Consider the following 18,445-nt stretch of genomic DNA (forward strand, 5'->3'; position numbering starts at 1 on the left):
ATGCTGAACATCCACAAACTGCGCCAGCGCGCGACTGAACTGAAACCCGTACTCGGCAGCCTACTGGCAGCCGGTATTACGACATTTATTCTGTCGCAGCGTCATATGGGAGAAGGTTTAGCCGTGGTTGCGGTGATCTTCATCCCCTGGCTGCTGTTTAAGATCTATGACTATGTCAAAGAACCGGAACAGCGCCACCTGTTGATACAGAAAATCCTGATCTGGCTGCTGGCCATCAGTCTGATCACCATTATCCATTTGGTACGCCATCACTATGTACGCACCCATGCGCAAAACATCGCTGACAGAATTCAAAACTTCGCCGACCAGCACGGCCACTACCCGCCCGATCTGCAAAGCATAGGCACATCCCCGGCGCAGGAGAAAGCTCTACTGGGTATGTTTCACTACGGCTTACCGGACAACAAAGGCCCCGACGCTAAACCCGATTTTTTCTATGTCGCGACCTATATGCACATAGAAGTTGATCGCTATGACTTCAATGCGCGGCGCTGGGAGCATGTGTACGACTGAGACGCCAGACCAGCGCTGCAGCCACTTCTATTGAAAGCCCTCAAACTCCACCCGAATCACTGACTAACGGATCGAATGTCATACAATGCAAAAGCTCTCAGAACAAGGCTCACGCACCACTGAACTGAAATCCGTACTCGGCAGCCTGCTGGCTGCGAGCATCGTGACATTCCTTTTGTCACAGCGCGGCGCCGGTTTCATGCTGATTTTCTTTGGTTTTATCTGTATCCCATGGCTGCTGCAAAGTATTTACTACTACATCAGCAAGCCCGCGCAGCGAAAGCTGTTAACACAAAAAACCCTGATCTGGCTGATCGCTTTGTTCATAATCGCGGGCATCCATCTGGTACGCCATCACCATGTACGCAACCAGGCGCAAGACATCGCCGACAGGATTCAGCGCTACGCTGATCAACACGGCCATTACCCGCCCGGTCTCGAAAGCATACGCAGGCCTGAAGAACTGAACGAAGTCTCACTGACTCGCTTCAGCTACGTATTACCGGACAACGAGGAGCGCGATGCACAGCCTGCGTTTTTTTATCCGTCCACCTTCGTAGCTTTCGAAACTGAAAATTATGACTTCAAGACACGGCGCTGGGAGCATGATTCTCGCTGATCCCGCTTATAATCAATATCAATATTCATCTTATTGATCGGGACACGTTTATGAGTAGGCAGTTAACGGCTTTATTTATCAGACTCTTTTCAATATGGCTGGCGTTGATGGGTCTTCAGATTTATTTTATTTTTTACGCATCCAAAGACCTTCTCCAAATTCCCTTCTACCTTTCGCTGCTATGCATTGCGCTGCCAGTACTGCTTGCTGTCGTTATGTGGAAGTTCCCTTTAGCAATCGCCGGAAAATTATTAAACGGCATTCATTCTTCTGAAGAAAAAACCAGTATTTCCAGTCGGGATATTGTAGCAATTGCGTCCGTTGTCATTGGGCTCTGGACAGTAATCAACGCGCTTCCGAACGCCGTTGGCGGATTTGTAACGGTGATAGGGCTTTTTAGACAAGGAATGTTTGATACATCCTATGCGATGTCGAAGCTGGCAATCTTACTACAATTTGGTATTGGCTCATATCTGATATTCAGACCATGGTCACTGGCTAACCGGATTTTTCCGACACACGCCAGTGCAGATCAGTAATTCACATCTGAGTACTTCATCATGCCCCACAACACCGCTCTGCAAGCCTTACAGCACACCTTACTCAGCCACGCCAATCCGCAGAAGGCGCAGGCGATGGCGGATTATCAGCGCGGGCAATTTGCGTTTATCGGTTTGTCTGCGCCGGAGCGGCGGGCGCTGGTGAAATCGCTGGGCTGGAAAAAATTTCCGCGTACAGAATTGCTGAGGCTGGTGCAGGCATGCTGGGAGTTGCCGCAGCGTGAGTTTCAGTATGTGGCGGTGGATTTGCTGGCGGCGCATCACAAGCTGTTGCAAACCGAAGATATTGCGTTGTTACTGACGCTGGCGCAGCAGCGTTCCTGGTGGGACAGCGTGGACGGGCTGGCGGGCGTGATGGGGGATTTGCTGCGGCGTCTGCGTGATACGGATGCGACGGTGATTGCGCAGATGGACGCCGCGATACAGCACGAAAATTTCTGGGTGCGCCGGATTGCGATGCTGCATCAGCTGGGATGGCGTAAAGCGACCGATACGCAGCGCCTGTTCGGTTACGCGCTGCAACTCAGCCATGAGCAGGAATTTTTTATCCGCAAAGCCATAGGCTGGGCGTTGCGCGATTATGCACGGGAAGCACCGGAAGCAGTGCGCGCCTTTGTGCTGGCGCACCGCGATCAGTTGTCGCCACTCAGTCAGCGTGAAGCCTTAAAGCACTGCGCTGAAGCGATATAACTACCTGCATGACATCGCCGGACAAGGCAGATTCTCCGGCGCAGCGACACCTCCATTGTGCAGAAAGCCGCATGAGTGTTTTACGGAGAGCCGGACTTTCTGCCGACGACAAGCGGATTGCTGTGCTGAACACCGCATTTGAGGCAGATTCGGGCAAAAAACGCGGTTGCTGGCATCCTGTGATCAGGTTCCACCCATAGTCGCGGCAAAGCACACTGATGTCCGGCAGAACAAGTCAGCATCGCCTAATCGTGCAGCGTTCTCAGAAATAAAAAACGGCAGCGAACTGCGCTGCCGTTTTTGTGCAAGCTGATCACGGAAAGTATCAGCGCCACTGCACCTCTTTCATTTCGCCGAGCCACTGCCACTCACCTTGTCCGCGACGGAAGCGCAGCCACATTTTGTCGCAGCCATCAAACGGAATAAACACTTCAAACGATTCTTCGTTTTCCTTTTGCGTCAGCATGCCGAGGCAGGAACCGAGCTGCGCCACTTCGGTCACACGGAAGGCTTCAAAACGTCCATCCGGATACACTTCCAGCCAGCGGTCCGGTTTCACCAGTCGCCAGTCGCGGCGACCCGGCGGTTCAAACGGATAATCGAAATAAAAGCGTGCCAGCAAACCCGCTTCAGCACGTGCCTGTTCCTGCTCAAAACGTTCCAGCGCCTGACGTGCGGCATCTGCTGCGGGACCTTCCTGCTGCAGACTCAGTACACGGCGGTAAGATTTTTGCGCAGGCATTTTTTCATCCATTTTTTCCTGCGCCTGCGCCAGAAACAGCCATGCCAGCGCATTGTTCGGATTCGCCTGCAAAATCTGGCGGTACTGTTTTGCTGCGACCGGATAGCGGCCAGCATCAAACTCTTTCACCGCGGCTTCCAGTTGCGCCATTTCAGGATCGCGTGCAGCCGGTGCTGCTTTGGCATTGACGTTCGCGCCGGTTTTGGCCGGCGTGCCTTTTGCCGCTTTGCTACGCGCTTCCGGTTCTGGCTTCGGTGCGTCTGCGCTGGTCAGCGGTGGTGGCGACACCAGATTGCCCATGTTCCAGACCTGTGCAGTCTGGCGTCCTGTGTTATCGGTGCTGATGCCTTCGCCGTGGCGTTTGCCTTCGCTGAACTGGCCCTGGTACTGCGTACCGTTCGGTAATTTTTCGATACCGGCACCGTGTTGCTTGCCGTTCAGAAAACCGCCCTGATAAAAATAACCCGCCGTCGTGGAGAACACGCCGTTGCCGGTGCGTTCATTTTCCACAAAGTCGCCGGTGTACTGGCTGCCGTCCGCCCAGGTATAACTGCCCTGACCGTGGCGTTTACTTGCGACAAACATACCCTGATAACGACTACCGTCTTTCCAGATAAATGTTCCCTCGCCCTGCTGCTGGCCTTTGACAAAACTACCTTCGTAGCGATTGCCGTCAGCGGTGACAAATATACCCTGACCGGTACGTTCACCATCCACAAAATCGCCGCTGTAACGGTTACCGTCCGGCCAGCGTAAACTGCCCTGCCCCGTGCGGGCATCCTCCACAAACGGGCCTTCGTAACGCATGCCGCTAGCCCACAGCAATGCACCGCGACCATGCTTTTTGCCATTCACAAAATCGCCTTCGTACACATCGCCATTCGCCCAGACAAATTTGCCCTGACCGGTGCGCTGATCATTCACGAAGTCGCCTTCATAACGATTGCCGTTCGCCCAACTGTAAATACCTTTACCGTGCTTTTCGCCGTTCACAAAAATGCCGTCATACACATTACCGTCCGGCCAGCTGTAACGGCCACGGCCGTTGCGTTTGCCTTGTGAAAATTCACCTTCATACCGCTCGCCGCTGGGCCAGGTCATCACACCGCGGCCATGCAGCGTGGTGCCAATGGCTTCGCCCTGATAGGTTGCACCGTTCGGATACTGCACGCTGTAGGGCTGGGTTTGCTGCGATACGGCCAGCGGCGTTTGCAGTGCCAGCGCCAGCAGCGTTGCGGCCTGCACACTGCGTGCTATCGTCTGAATCTTATTTTTTTTCATGACACGCCCTTACTTTTTCCCGAAGCTGCATTCACGCACATCTGTCACACGAATTTCCACTTCTTTCACCGGGCAAGGCGGCTTAGGGTCGATCTTGTAGGTATCGCCAAAGCAACCACTCATACCGATGAAATTATCCGCGACACCACGACTCGGATAGCCCGCTGATCCGGGGCAGTATGCATCATACGATACATCCACACAGTAATCGCCTTTCGGGCGCTGCTTTGGCAGCACACCTGTTGCATAGTAATGGCCTTCTCCGTCAGGACATTTCGTCGCCACCAGACGGATACCGGCAATCAACGCCTGAAAATAGTTCGATTTTTTCTGCGCTTCTTCTGCTTTGCGCTCTGCTTCTTTTTGCAGATATTCCGCGCTGTGGCCGCTGGTTTTCTGTTGTCCGGCGGCTGGCATTCCACCGTTCTGCGGATAACCATATCCATTGTTTGCCGCGTTATTCTGGTAGCCGCCGGCATTTGCGCCGCCTTGCGTGGCCGTGCTCTGCGTGCGACTTTGCTGCAGCAAACCGGACTGGCTGACCGGTGCATTGGCGGGACGCGCAGAACCACCGGATTGCACTGGCAATGTCTGCACCCGCTCATGTTGTTGCGTCTGCCCCTGAGAATGTTGCGACTGGTTTTGCTGTTGAGGTGCATTAATCACGCCAGTAGGCTGCAAGCCGCTGTGCTGCCCGGGCTGACGAATCGAGCCGTTGTACACCGGCTGCTGGTGTTGTTGCTGCTGCACCGGCTGATGCTGCATCTGCGCATTGCCGTTAGCGACAGTATGTGCGGATTGCGCACCATTGTGCTGTTGCAGATACATTTGTGCTGCGGCAGGAAGATGCTGATTCTGCTGCACCGGCACACTGGTTACCACCGCTGCCGGTGGTGCAGACGGCGTACGCTGCGCATTCGGCACGGTGCCATTGGCAGGCGCAGGCTGCGCCTGCAACTGCCGTGGCTGTACCGGTGCGGGGACCGGCTGCTGCATTTGATTTACCGGCACTGGCTGCGGTTGCTGAGGTTGTTGCGGCGTTACGACCTGATTTTGCGGCTGTAACTGACGTGGCGCAACCGATGCCGGCGGCATGCCCTGCACTGGCTGAATCTGCGGCTGCAACTGACGTACAGGCTGTGCCTGTGTTTGCTGTTGTTGCTGTTGCGTCTGCTGCATCAGTTGTTGCTGCGAGACGGGCTGACGCTGTTGCATCTGCTGTTGCTGCATTTGCTGCTGTTGCAATTGTTGCTGATACTGTTGTTGCTGCACTTGCTGATTCTGCTGCTGCGTGTACTGATTCTGCACCGGTTGCACCTGTACCGGCTGCTGGCGCTGCTGCATCTGTTGCTGTTGCAACTGCTGCTGATACTGTTGTTGCTGCATCTGCTGATTCTGCATTTGCTGCTGTTGCAGTTGCTGCTGACGTTGCTGCATCTGCTGCTGTTGAATCTGTTGCTGCTGAATCTGCTGTTGCTGGATTTGTTGTTGCTGCAACTGCTGTTGCTGTAGCTGCTGCTGGCGTTGCTGCGCCTGCTGTTGCTGCATCTGTTGCTGCTGCATCTGCTGTTGCTGGATTTGTTGTTGCTGTAACTGCTGCTGACGCTGCTGCGCCTGCTGCTGTTGCATTTGCTGCTGGTATTGCTGCTGTTGCATCTGTTGTTGCTGCAACTGTTGCTGGCGCTGGCGTTCGTTTTCCTGGCGCTGACGCTCACGCTCAGCTTCCTGACGTTGCCTTTCCTGTTCGCGCTGACGTTCGCGCTCCTGCTCCTGACGCTGTCTTTCCTGCTCACGCTGGCGTTCACGTTCCATTTCCTGACGCTGGCGCTCCTGCTCACGCTGGCGCTCCATTTGCTCCTGCTGACGGCGCTGTCTTTCCGCTTCCTGCTGGCGCTCGCGCTCCATACATTGCTGTTGCAGATACGGTGGATTGGTCGGCGGGCAGTAAGCCTGCACCTGTTCTGACCAGCACAGAATGGCAGCTGTCAGGGATAACAATAACGGAGATGCGCTGCGGCGCGAAAATGGCGAAGAAGTAGCCACGGCAAGCCTTTATACGGAAACACAGTAGAAGCAAGTATTGTAAGTGGGCGTTCCGGCCGGAAACAATGCCAAAACATTACGATCCATGCATTTTCCGGAAATTTACCTGCAATTCGTGGAAGATCGCGCAACATGCAATCTGCTGCATCTTTTGTTCCGCGCATAAAAAAAGGCTTGCCGCAGCAAGCCTTTTTCAGAAGAAAGATCTCCTTCTCAGGCGCGGGGTGCAGAAACATCCCAACCACCGCCGACCGCTTTGTACAAGCTGACAACGGCTGCCAGATGCGCACGCTGCGCTTCAATCAGGGCAGTTTGTACCTGCGCCAGATCACGCTGTGCATTCAGCACTTCGCTGTAGCTGCTGTAACCCTGCTCGTAGCGACGCTGGATAATCCGCTGACTATCACGCAGCGCATCAACACGCTTCAGGCTGGCCTGATACACCTGATCATTGGTGCTGACTGCGGACAGTGCATCATGCACATCGCGGAACGCGCCCTGCACTGCCTGCACATACTGTGCTGTGGCCGTGGTTTTACGTGCTTCGGCACCGGCCACAACGGCATCAATTGCACCGGCACGGAATACCGGCTGCACCAGATTACCGGCCAGATTCCATAACAGCGAACCCGGTTTGGTCAGGTTTTCCAGTACGTTTGATTCATAGCCGGTGGATGCAGTCAGACGCAGACTAGGGAAATACTGCGCTTTCGCCTGTCCGATATCCGCGTTGGCGGCAATCAGGTTTTGCTCGGCAGCGATCAGATCCGGACGGCGTTGCAGCACATCGGATGGCAAATCGGCAGGCAAACCGGCGAGGCTGTACAAAGCCTGCACTGGCTTACCGCGTGCAATCTGCGGTTGCGCCACGGCGGCTGGTGTACGGCCGAGCAAGACTGCCAGCGCTGATTCCAGACCGGCCTGATTTTGCTTTGCCTGCGCCAGCGTTACTTCGGCACCGGCAGCTTCGCTTTCTGCCAGATGCAGATCAGCATCACCGATCGCACCGGCGGCGCGGCGTTTTTGCTGCAGCGCCAGCACAGTCTGACGGCTCTTCAGCGTATCCTGCGCCAGTTGCACCTGCTCATCTGCGGCACGCAGACTGAAGTAAGTCTGCACCACGCTGCTGAGTACCGATGTACGCACGGTGTTGCGGTTAGCTTCCGATGCCAGATAGCGCGCTTTTGCTGCTTCATCCGCACGCGACAATTTGCCCCAGATATCGACTTCGTACGATGCGGTCAGGCCCAGCTGAAAATCCTTGCTGCGCGGATCCGCACCGGCCGCCAGACGACCGGTGGTTTCGCTGGCTTTGGAACGGCTGGCACCGGCAGTCGCATCCACCGACGGGAAGCGGTTGGCACGGGCACCGACTGCCAGCGCACGCGCTTCTTCCATACGGCCGGTGGCTGCCACCAGATCCTGATTCGAGCTGATCGCTTCCGCGATTAACTGATCCAGTACCGGGTCCTGAAATTGTTTCCACCAGTTTGCGAAGTCAGTCTGTTGCTGACCAGCGGTTTTCCACATCACTGTGGTTTCCATCGCCGGACGCTGATAGTCCGGGCCGACAGATGCACAGCCGGACAAAACCATCGCGGCCAGCAGTGCAGAGATCGTAAATGTTGATGCTCTCATACCTTACTCCTTACCTGCTTCTGCATTGTGTAAAACATGCACAGGATGATGGAAGTCTTCTTCGGTTGTTTTAAAGCGGCGATCGTGGATCAGCTTGAAGAACAACGGTACAAAGAAAATAGCGAGGAAGGTGGCTGCCAGCATACCGCCCAGCACACCGGTACCCAGCGACTGACGCGCCGCCGCACCGGCACCGCTGGAGAACGCCAGCGGAACCACACCCAGAATAAATGCCAGCGATGTCATCAGAATCGGACGGAAACGCAGACGTGCTGCTTCCACCGCTGCCGCCACCGGCGCATAACCTTCCTGTACTTTCATGACCGCAAATTCCACAATCAGAATCGCATTTTTCGCGGACAAGCCCAGCAAGGTCACCAGACCAATCTGGAAGTACACGTCATTGTTGAAGTGACGCAGGTACACCGCCAGCAGCGCGCCGAATATACCGAACGGCATTGCCAGCAACACAGAGAACGGCAGCGACCATTTTTCATACTGCGCCGCCAGAATCAGGAAGATCATCAGCACACCTGCGGCCAGCGCCAGACTACCGGCGCTGCTGCTGCGTTTTTCCTGATACGAAGCGCCGCCCCAGTCGTAAGTCACGTCAGACGGGAACACTTGTTTCGCCACACGTTCCATTGCTGCCAGTGCCTGACCTGAGCTGTAACCGGCTTTCGCTTCACCCATGATTTTGATCGCAGGCAAACCGTTAAAGCGCTGTACAGAATCCGGGCCGGTCACAAACTTGATCGTAGTGAACGCACGTACCGGAATCATCTGACCAGTGGTGGCGGAACGCACGTACATATTGCCAATGTCTTCCGGTTTGGAACGGAATTCACCTTCTGCCTGCAACTGCACCGTGTAAATACGACCGGCTTTGTTGAAGTCATTCACATAGTAGCTGCCCAGTGTTGCTGCCAGCGTGTTATACACATCCGACAAAGCCACACCCATGGAACGCGCTTTTTCGTTATCGACATCCACGTACAGTTGTGGCGAGCTGCCTTGCCACAGGGTTTTCACACCCGCCAGTTCCGGCTGCTTGTTCGCTTCTGCCAGGAATGCCGGCATCAGTTGCGCGATGCGTTTAACACCGCCTTCACCGGCATTCTGCATATAGAACTCAAAACCACCGGTCTGACCCAGACCCTGAATTGCAGGCGGCGCAAAGAACAGCGGTAAGCCTTCTTTGATACGGCCAGTCTGCATGTAGGATTCGCCCACCAGTTGCTGCGCAGACTTACTACGCTCTTCCCATGGTTTCAGCGGGAAGAACATGGTCGCGGAAGATGATTTCAGACCGCCGCCACCGAGGAAATCCAGACCCACCAGTGCGAAGGTGGTATCGATATCCTTGTTTTTCTGCATGATGGATTCAACCTGCTGCACCATTTTGTCGGTACGCGCCAGCGAAGCACCATCCGGCATAATCGCTGCACCGATGAAATAACCCTGATCTTCATCCGGCACCAGACCACCCGGCACGGTTTTCCACAACACGCCGGTCAGTGCCAGCATACCCAGCACCAGCATGGTTGCCAGTACTGCACGGCGCAGGAAGAAACTCACACCGTTGGTATAGCGTTTGGTCAGGCGCAGGAAGGCCGCGTTAAACCATGTAAAGAACGCATTATGATTTTCTGCACCCGGTTTCAGGATCAGTGCACACAATGCCGGTGTCAGCGTCAGCGCAACCACGCCGGACAAAATCACCGCAATCGAAATCGTGACCGAGAACTGACGGTACAACTCACCTGCCAGACCACCGAGGAAAGCAATCGGGCCGAACGCTGCAGTCAGCACCAGCACAATCGCAATCACCGGCCCTGTCACTTCGCGCATCGCTTCAATCGCTGCATCTTTCGGGCTCATGCCCTCTTCATTCATCAGACGCTCAACGTTTTCCAGCACCACAATCGCATCGTCCACCACGATACCGATCGCCAGCACCATACCGAACAGCGTCAGCGTATTAATGCTGTAGCCAAGCAAATGCAGACCCGCCATGGTACCGATCAGCGACACAGGAACAGCCAGTGTCGGAATGATGGTAGCGCGCCAGCTTTGCAGGAACAGATACACCACGATGAAGACCAGCACCATCGCTTCCACCAGCGTTTTCAGCACTTCATGAATCGATTCGCTGACAAACGGTGTTGTGTCGTACGGTACGGCATAAGTCATGCCTTCCGGGAATTTGGCGGCCAGTTCCTTCAGGGTTTTCTCAACCGCTTCGCGGGTTTCCAGCGCATTTGCACCGGTTTGCAGGAACACACCGATATTCGCCGACGGGTGACCATTCACACGACCCAGCAGGTTGTAATCTTTGGAACCGAGTTCCACCCGCGCCACATCGCGTACACGCACAGTGCCGCCGGTTTTTGAAGAACGCACAATAATATTGCCGAATTCTTCCGGGTCCAGCAGACGGCCTTTGGCAGTCACGGTCATGGTCAGTTCTTCGGTGTTGCCCGGCGTCGCACCGATCTTACCGGCAGCGTACTGGTTATTCTGCTCACCAATCGCATTCGACAAATCCGCCACGGTCACGCCCATTTGCGCCATACGGTCAGGACGCATCCAGACGCGCATCGCGTAATCTTTGGCACCGAAAATCTGCACGTTGGTTGTTCCCGGAATGCGTTTGATCGCATCCAGCACGTTTTGCGTTGCATAGTTCGACAGATACAGCGCGTCGTAACGGTTATCCGGCGAATACAGCGCAGCCACCACCAGGAAGTTAGACGAGCTTTTCGCAACCGTCACACCCTGACGACGTACTTCCTGCGGCAGTTTCGGATCTGCCTGACGCACGCGGTTATTCACGTTAACCGCTGCAATATCCAGATTGGTACCGACTTCAAACGTCACGTTAATCGATACGCGACCGTCAGCAGACGACGTGGAATCCATATACAGCATATGTTCCACACCATTGATCTGCTCTTCGATCGGTGCCGCTACCGTGCGCTCCACCACTTCAGCGGATGCACCCGGATAAAACGCGGTGACATTCACCACCGGCGGTGCAATTTCGGGATAGCGCGAAATCGGCAATACCCGTAATGCAGCCAGACCGGCCAGCACGATCAGCAACGAAATTACCGTCGCAAAAATCGGCCTATTAATAAAAAATTTAGAGAACATGAAGTTTCCTTTTCTTCTGCCGTCAAGCCTGCCGCTTCAGCCGCGCAGATGCGCACTGAAGGCAGAATGACATTGCAGATTATTTTGTACTCTGTGCAGAAGCCTGTGCAGATGCGCTGGCAGCCGGTTGTGCGCCCTGTTTCTGTGCTGCAGCAGGTGCAGACGGATTGGCAGGCAGCGCAGCCGCTTCTTTCGCAGACAGCGGCACCGGTGTCACAGTCATACCCGGATCATGGGCTTTGATGAAACCATCGACCAGTACGCGGTCACCGGCATTAATCCCTTTGGTGACGATCCATTCACCGTGCGACCAGCCGTCCAGCTCAACCGGTTTCGGTACCAGTTTATTGTCCGGTGACACGGCGAACACCATTTTGCCCATCGGCGAATCAATCACTGCACGTTGTGGCACAGCCAGTGCTGCCTGACGTTTCGCGCCGGACAGAATCACGCGGACAAACTGACCCGGACGCAGGCTGCCATCCGGATTTGCCACGATGGCACGCGCATCAAAGCCGCCGTTTGCGGTGGTGATTTTTTCGCTGACGAAATTCATTTTGCCGGTTTGTGCAAACATACTGCCGTCTGCCAGTTTCAGTTTCACATCGAAACCGATACTGCCATTGGCTGCGCGTTTGCCCGGTACGCTGACTTTGCCTGCGCCAACTTCTTTTGCCACTTTCAGGTAATCCGCTTCCGGAATACTGAAGTTCACATACAGCTGATCGGTTTGCACGATGGTGGTCAGCAGATTGTCAGCTGCGGTAATCAGATTACCGTTGGATTTGGCAGCGGTGCCGGTCACACCGTCAATCGGCGCAACGACTTTGGTATAGCTCAGATTCAGCTTCGCTTCGGCGACTTGCGCTTTAACTTGTTTGTAGCTGGCATCGGCCAGTTCCAGCGCGGACTTCGCATCATCCATTTCTTTCTGGCTGATGGCTTTGTCGGCTGCCAGTGGCAACAAACGCGCAAATTCGCGTTTTGCCTGATTCAGTTTAGCTTCCGCCACGCCCAGCGATGCTTCTGCTGCCGCTAACTGGGTCTGATACGTACCCGGATCGATCTGGAAAAGCACAGTACCCGCTTTAACGCGGGCACCTTCTTCATACAGACGGTTTTCCAGGATGCCCGGCACACGGGCGCGGATTTCGGTTTCTTTCAGACCGGCAGTCTGGCCAACGTATTCGTAATCCACGTCCAGATCACGCGCCTGCACAGTTACCACACTGACTTCCGGCGGCGGCATTTTGCCCATACCGGGACCGCCCTGCTGTTGTTGTCCGCAAGCGGCCAGCACCGCTACCGGCAAGACCAGCGCCAGCTTACGCCAGCTGCTGCTCTGCACCGCAGAACGAAATGCCGCGACACCGGCACGAAGAGTCATTCGAGAATTTGGTTGCATAAATACACTTTCATAACAGGGAAAGGATGGTGTAGGATTATATACATACACGAATGTTTGTAAATGAAATTCTGCATTGCCCCCGAAATTCACAGGGTTTTCATGGTGAAGATGGAAAAAGTATTGGTCAGCGTTTGGCACATCGTCAAAACTTCACAATATTTAACAATGTTGCCGAAAGAAATGTGAGCAAAGTTTGTGCATTCGTCATTGCGCAAACAGTGCGCTGAACTTAAGATGCCGCCCAGTTCACCGGCGCCGTACCCCTGTACAGCAAGCATGGCAGATCAGCGTGACCGAACAATGAAATACGGTGACGCTGATATCCCGTCATCAGCCAACAATGCCGGAACGGAGAAGCAAAAATGGTCAGGAAAACGAAAGAAGAAGCTCAGGAAACCCACGCCGCGCTGCTGAATGCAGCCGAACAGGTATTTGCCGCCAAAGGCGTCACGAATACGACGCTGAATGATGTCGCACAGGCGGCAGGCATGACCCGTGGCGCGATTTACTGGCATTTCAAAGATAAAAACGCGCTGTTCAAAGCCATGTGCGACCGTGCATTTTTGCCGATGGAAGTGCTGCTGAATGAAATCACGTCCAGCACGGATGATGATCCGCTGTTTGCCCTGCGCCGCCTGAACCTGCACTTTCTGCACAAAACCGCCGGCGACGAACGCCAGCGCCGCGTGTTCGACATTATGTTTCACCGCTGCGAAAAAAATTCGGTGATGCAGGTCATCGAAGAAGAAAAAGCCAAGCGCGACGAATGCCTGAATCAGGTCGAATCTCTGTTTGTACGGGCGGTTGCACTGGGCATGCTGCCGCCGGATACCGATACGTATATGGCGATGCAGGCCAACCATGCTTATCTGGTCGGTATCGTGCATGAATGGCTGGAAGACCCGAGTGCGTTTTGTCTGCTGCAAAAAGCAGAAGCGATGGTGGATATGTTCATCGCCGGCTTACGCGCCTGTCCGCCACGCATCAGCGCTGGCTGCAACACGCAGGCTACTCCCGCTGCCAGCCCCGCTGCCTGAGACCGGACACTGCATCAGGCGCAAACGCCTTCCGGCCAATCCAAAACAAAAAGCACCGAACCTTATCTGGTTGACGGTGCTTTTTTCATGGTTGCCGGAATTGCCTTACCAGTCCCGAAAGCGCCCGAAAGCGCCTGAAAATGCCTCAAATGCGGTGTTCAGCACAGCAACCCGGCGGTCGTCGGCAGAAAGTCCGGGCCTCCGGAAATGTCAGATGACGAGTTCTGCACAGATAACAGGTCCGACCAACTGCTCAGGCTGGCAGTTTCCAGTCAAAACGGATCGCCAGTATCCGCAGGATGAAGGTACTCAGAATCCCCGCCAGCAGGCTGACCACTTCCGGTAACTCCACATAATGTCCTGCCAGATAAATCCAGCAACCGGCAAACGCACAGGTCGCATACAACTGGCTGCGACGGAACACCATCGGGATTTCGTTACAGATAATGTCGCGCAGCACACCGCCAAAAATGCCGGTAATCACGCCCATCATCACGCAGACAAACACCGGCATACCGGCTTCCATCGCCATCGAGGTGCCATTCACCGAAAACAAGCCCAGACCAATTGCATCGGCCCAGTCCAGCACTTTATCCGTCATGATCTGGCGCAGGCGGCGCAGCATCGGTACCGCAATCAGCGTCAGGATAAACAGGATGATCGGGTATTCCTGATTTTCCACCCAGAACAGCGGTCGCCGGTCTAACAGCAAATCGCGCAGCGTACCGCCGCCAAACGCGGCAATAAAGGCCACCGTGAACACGCCCACCCAGTCCATGCGTTTGCGGCGGGCTTCAATCAGGCCCGAGCAGGCAAACGCCAGTACACCGATCAGTTCTATGGTATGTAACATCGCACTCATGCTTAAGTAACTGACCGCCATTGATTCTTTCCTCCATCTACGCCGAAGCTCCTGCAAAAAGGAGCAAAATCAGCATATTGTAGCGTGGAAACTCTGTTTCTCCGGCACTCAGGCGTGATCACGGCGATCACGCGGCGGTGATTTTACCCCTGTAAACTTGCGCTCTGCGGGCATAAATCATTGTATAATCGAGGGCTTGACGTTTTTCGTCATGATCTTTGTTCAACCGAGGCAAGTGATGCGCAATCGGGCCAAGAAGCAAGCCGGCCGACGAAGTGTGTATTGGCTACCCCACATATACTGAGGCAATTATGAAAGCTGGTATCCACCCAAATTACCGTGAAGTAGTGTTCCACGACGTTTCTATCGATTTCAAATTCGTGACACGTTCCACTATCCACACTAAAGAAACTATCGAATTCGAAGGTAAAGAATACCCTCTGATCAAGATCGAGGTTTCTGCTGAATCTCATCCTTTCTACACTGGTAAGCACAAAATCGTTGATACCGCTGGCCGTGTTGAAAAATTCCGTCAGAAATTCGGCAAAGTTGGTTCCCGTACTGCTGTTGCTCAACAGTAATCCGGTTATCACCGACGATAAAAAGGCAGCTGCGGCTGCCTTTTTTTCTGTCCGGCACTGCCGTTCCCTGCTGTTTTCCTTACAATGCAGCCTTCGGAACCGGATAATGGCAATGCATTGCCGCACAACCCCGTTCCTGAATTTTTCTGACTATTCACCGGTCTGTTTATGAAGCCTGTCCGACTCCCCGCCGCTGCTACGGTTGCCCTGCCCCGCTGGGCGATTTTCGCCCTGTGTCTGCTGTATATTCTGCCCGGCCTGATTGGCCGCGATCCGTGGAAAGGTGATGATGCCAGCGCATTCGGCATGATGTGGACGATGGCGCACGGCAGCCTGTCTGACTGGCTCTGGCCGCATGTGGCTGGTATGCCAACACCGGAAAAAGGCCCGCTCGCTTACTGGATCGGCGCTTTATTTATCCGCTTATTCGGCGGCGTGTTCGGTGATCCGATGGCAGCGCGTTTAGCCGGCGGGATTTTCTTCATGATTGGCGCAGTCTCGGTCTGGTACGCGACGTATTTGCTCGGTCGCCGTCCGGAAGCACAGCCAATGAAACTGGCATTCGGCGGCCAGCCCGATCCGCGCGACTTTGGCCGCACACTGGCCGACGGCGCTTTACTGATTTATATCGCCAGCCTTGGTCTGCTGTTGCACAGCCACGAAACCAGCGTCGAAACTCTGCAGATTTCGCTGATCGCCTTTTTGTTTTATCAGAGCGTACGCCTGTTCGACACCCCCGGTTACCGCGCAGGCCTGATGCTGGGCGCGACTGCCGGTTTGCTGGCACTCACCAAAGGCTGGGTATTGCCGCTGGCAGTTTTACTGACACTGGCGGGCGTTGCTGCTTATCGCCGTCAGGGCAAAGTGTTCAAAGCCCTGTTTCCGGCATTGTTACTGGCGGCATTGCCGGTGCTGGCATGGCGTTTTGGCCTGAATCAGGTACACCCGTTCGACAGCAGCCCTTTCCCCGCCTGGATGGAATGGAATTACCGTCTGGTCAGCGGCCCGACCAGCGAATCTGTCAGCTACACCTTCAAATATCTGCTGTGGTTTGCATGGCCAGCATGGCCGTTTGCGATCTGGGCTGTGTACGCGTGGCGTCGTCAGGAAAAGCCGCTGCACATTCTGCTGCCGGTGGCGTATCTGCTGTGCTTCCTGCTGCTGGCTTGTCTGAACAAGCATTCGGAAGAAACCATCCTGTTACCAATACTGCCGGTATTCGCGATTCTGGCCGCCTTCGGTCTGACCACCGTTAAACGCAGTACCATTAATGCTGTGGATTGGTTCTCGGTGATGATCATGACCGGCGTCGCCGGACTGATCTGGCTGGGCTGGATTGCACAACAAACCGGCTGGCCAAAAGGACTGGCGCAACAACTGAACCTGCTGCTACCCGACTACAACGGTGCCAGCCAGCCGCTGGCGATGATGACTGCGATGCTGGCCACGGTTGCCTGGTTTGCGCTGGTGTACTGGCGTATTTCACGTCGCCCTGCCGTGTTGTGGCGTGCAGTGGTGTTATCCGGTGGCGGTGTGATTTTATGCTGGCTGTTGCTGATGACGCTGTGGCTGCCGTGGCTGAATCAGCGTATCAGCTATGCCAGCCTGACCACCGAACTCAGCGCCAAACTGCCCGTTAAATACAAGTGTGTAGACGCTTACATCGGCGCTTCGCAGCGCGCATCGTTCGCGTATTTCGGCGATATCCGTTTTGCCGGTTTCAGTGATCAGCGTTGCGATTACCTGCTGCTGCAACACAGCCGCAAACGCAATCTGGTGCCGGACATGCCGGAACCTTACGAAGCCCGTCAGTGGGAATCGGTCTGGATTGGTCATCGCGCCGGTGACAAAGATGAATTGTTCACCCTGTACCGCCGCCGTCGCTAATGTCGCGCTTTGCTTATGAACGTCAGATCAGCGCACTGGCATGGCCAACGCTGATCGGCCAGCTCGCCACGGTCAGCAATGGAGTGATCGATACCGCGATGACCTCGCGTTATTCCGCCACCGATCTGGCAGCGCTGGCCATCGGCGTGTCGTTGTACGTGACGATCTTCGTCGGCCTGAACGGCGTTCTGCAAGCGATTTCCCCCATCATCGGCCAGTTATACGGCGCAAAAGATTTTCATCAGATCGGCGACAAAGTACGCCAGGCCGTCTGGCTGGCAGCTGCACTCAGCCTTAGTGGTTGCTTACTGTTATTGTTCCCCGCGCCTTTGCTGCAAATCTCCAATGCCGAAGGCGAGCTGTACGACAAAGCCGCGCATTACCTGCAGATACTGGCGCTGGCCCTGCCCGCCACACTGGGTTTTCGTATTTACAGCGGTTTAAACAATGCGGTCGGCAAACCAAAAATGGTGATGCTGATTCAATTGCTGGCGCTGGCAATGAAATTTCCGCTGAATTCTTTATTTATTTTCGGTGGCTTCGGTATTCCGGCCATGGGCGGCCCCGGCTGCGCGGTGGCAACGGTGGTGATTTCATGGATCATGCTGGCAGTCGCCTTTGTCATTCTGCGCCGCAATCCGTTTTATCAGTCATTTCAGTTGTGGGGACAAGGCTGGGTTGCGCCGCAGAAAGCCGCGTTCCGTCAATTCCTCGCGCTCGGCATTCCAATGGGCTTCAGCTATCTGATCGAAGTCAGCGCTTACGCATGCATGGCCTTATTCATTGCCCGCATCAGCGAACTGGCGGTCGCAGGCCACCAGATCACCGCCAACTTCGGCACTATTCTGTACATGATTCCGCTGTCGCTGGCCAGTGCCAGCAGCACCCTGACCGCGCAAGCCATCGGCGCACGCGACCTGCCGCGCGCGCAGCACACCGCCTTAGCGGGTATACGGCTGGCGCTGATGTTTTCTGTTCCGGCCGCTGTGCTGATCTGGCTGGGTCGTCCGCTGATTCTCGGCATGTACACCAACAATGCCGCCATCGCCGCCGCTGCCATGCCTTTACTGACTTACATTTGTCTGTATCAGATCGTCGATGGTGTGCAGATCGTGTGTGCCTTCAACCTGCGCGCCTACAAAGTCGCCACCGGCCCCACGCTGCTGTACGCGCTGGCCTTATGGGGCTGCGGACTCGGCGGCGGTTATCTGCTCGCCTTCAATCCGCTGCACTGGTTTGATAACGCCACACTCGGCGCCGCCGGTTACTGGATCGCCAACACCGCCGGCACCCTGCTGATCGCCACCGCCCTGCTCGCCTACCTGCTGATCATCCAGCGCCGCTACCGCCATCTGCACACACATTAATGCCCGTACTTGCAAAGTCGTCGCCGTGCTGTCATAATCG

Annotated in this window: 15 protein-coding genes; 8 read left to right on the forward strand and 7 right to left on the reverse strand. The window is 55.1% G+C overall.

Annotated elements, in window-relative coordinates; translation table 11 throughout:
- From IE092_RS04125 to IE092_RS04140, 4 genes are all read left to right on the forward strand, one after another.
- Window positions 1–534, forward strand: coding sequence for a hypothetical protein (locus IE092_RS04125; protein WP_189355701.1), 534 nt, complete (start codon window positions 1–3; stop codon window positions 532–534).
- A gap of 85 nt (window positions 535–619) precedes the next feature.
- On the forward strand, window positions 620–1,153 hold the full coding sequence (locus tag IE092_RS04130; RefSeq protein ID WP_189355702.1) for a hypothetical protein: 534 nt from the start codon (window positions 620–622) through the stop codon (window positions 1,151–1,153).
- A 50-nt stretch (window positions 1,154–1,203) separates the two neighbouring features.
- Entirely contained in the window at window positions 1,204–1,692 is a 489-nt protein-coding gene (locus tag IE092_RS04135) for a hypothetical protein (RefSeq protein ID WP_189355703.1), read from the forward strand.
- A 21-nt stretch (window positions 1,693–1,713) separates the two neighbouring features.
- Window positions 1,714–2,403: a DNA alkylation repair protein gene (locus IE092_RS04140; RefSeq protein WP_189355704.1), complete on the forward strand. Its 690-nt coding sequence runs from the start codon at window positions 1,714–1,716 to the stop codon at window positions 2,401–2,403.
- Between the two features lie 325 nt (window positions 2,404–2,728).
- Here the strand turns inward: IE092_RS04140 and IE092_RS04145 are convergent, their stop codons facing one another.
- The 6 genes from IE092_RS04145 to IE092_RS04170 form a co-directional block, all read right to left on the reverse strand.
- Window positions 2,729–4,426 carry a hypothetical protein gene (locus IE092_RS04145; protein WP_189355705.1) on the reverse strand — a complete coding sequence of 566 codons (1,698 nt, stop codon included), beginning with the start codon at window positions 4,424–4,426 and terminating at the stop codon, window positions 2,729–2,731.
- 9 nt (window positions 4,427–4,435) lie between these two features.
- Entirely contained in the window at window positions 4,436–6,469 is a 2,034-nt protein-coding gene (locus IE092_RS18990) for a hypothetical protein (RefSeq protein WP_189355706.1), read from the reverse strand.
- A gap of 213 nt (window positions 6,470–6,682) precedes the next feature.
- Window positions 6,683–8,107: an efflux transporter outer membrane subunit gene (locus IE092_RS04155; protein ID WP_189355707.1), complete on the reverse strand. Its 1,425-nt coding sequence runs from the start codon at window positions 8,105–8,107 to the stop codon at window positions 6,683–6,685.
- Window positions 8,108–8,110: 3 nt separating this feature from the next.
- On the reverse strand, window positions 8,111–11,263 hold the full coding sequence (locus IE092_RS04160; RefSeq protein WP_189355708.1) for an efflux RND transporter permease subunit: 3,153 nt from the start codon (window positions 11,261–11,263) through the stop codon (window positions 8,111–8,113).
- A 79-nt stretch (window positions 11,264–11,342) separates the two neighbouring features.
- A complete protein-coding gene (locus IE092_RS04165) occupies window positions 11,343–12,668 on the reverse strand; it encodes an efflux RND transporter periplasmic adaptor subunit (protein WP_189355709.1) in 1,326 nt (441 codons plus the stop codon).
- An 89-nt stretch (window positions 12,669–12,757) separates the two neighbouring features.
- Entirely contained in the window at window positions 12,758–12,949 is a 192-nt protein-coding gene (locus IE092_RS04170) for a hypothetical protein (protein WP_189355710.1), read from the reverse strand.
- Window positions 12,950–13,033: 84 nt separating this feature from the next.
- Between IE092_RS04170 and IE092_RS04175 the strand changes: the two genes are divergently transcribed.
- Entirely contained in the window at window positions 13,034–13,708 is a 675-nt protein-coding gene (locus IE092_RS04175) for a TetR family transcriptional regulator (protein WP_189355711.1), read from the forward strand.
- Window positions 13,709–13,961: 253 nt separating this feature from the next.
- On the opposite strand, the gene IE092_RS04180 is transcribed toward IE092_RS04175, so the two are convergent.
- Entirely contained in the window at window positions 13,962–14,591 is a 630-nt protein-coding gene (locus IE092_RS04180) for a trimeric intracellular cation channel family protein (RefSeq protein WP_229793014.1), read from the reverse strand.
- 290 nt (window positions 14,592–14,881) lie between these two features.
- Here IE092_RS04180 and IE092_RS04185 point away from each other — a divergent pair, with 290 nt between their 5' ends.
- The 3 genes from IE092_RS04185 (at window position 14,882) to IE092_RS04195 (ending at window position 18,405) form a co-directional block, all read left to right on the forward strand.
- The gene (locus tag IE092_RS04185) at window positions 14,882–15,151 is read left to right on the forward strand and encodes a type B 50S ribosomal protein L31 (RefSeq protein WP_189355712.1); all 270 of its coding nucleotides are present in this window, start codon (window positions 14,882–14,884) and stop codon (window positions 15,149–15,151) included.
- A 168-nt stretch (window positions 15,152–15,319) separates the two neighbouring features.
- Entirely contained in the window at window positions 15,320–17,038 is a 1,719-nt protein-coding gene (locus tag IE092_RS04190) for an ArnT family glycosyltransferase (RefSeq protein WP_189355713.1), read from the forward strand.
- Window positions 17,038–18,405 carry an MATE family efflux transporter gene (locus IE092_RS04195; RefSeq protein WP_189355714.1) on the forward strand — a complete coding sequence of 456 codons (1,368 nt, stop codon included), beginning with the start codon at window positions 17,038–17,040 and terminating at the stop codon, window positions 18,403–18,405. Before IE092_RS04190 ends, IE092_RS04195 begins: the two co-directional genes overlap by 1 nt.
- Window positions 18,406–18,445: the final 40 nt, after the last annotated feature.

It is taken from the genome of Cognatundibacterium squillarum (assembly GCF_014652435.1).
Lineage (GTDB): Bacteria > Pseudomonadota > Gammaproteobacteria > Burkholderiales > Burkholderiaceae_D > Undibacterium > Undibacterium squillarum.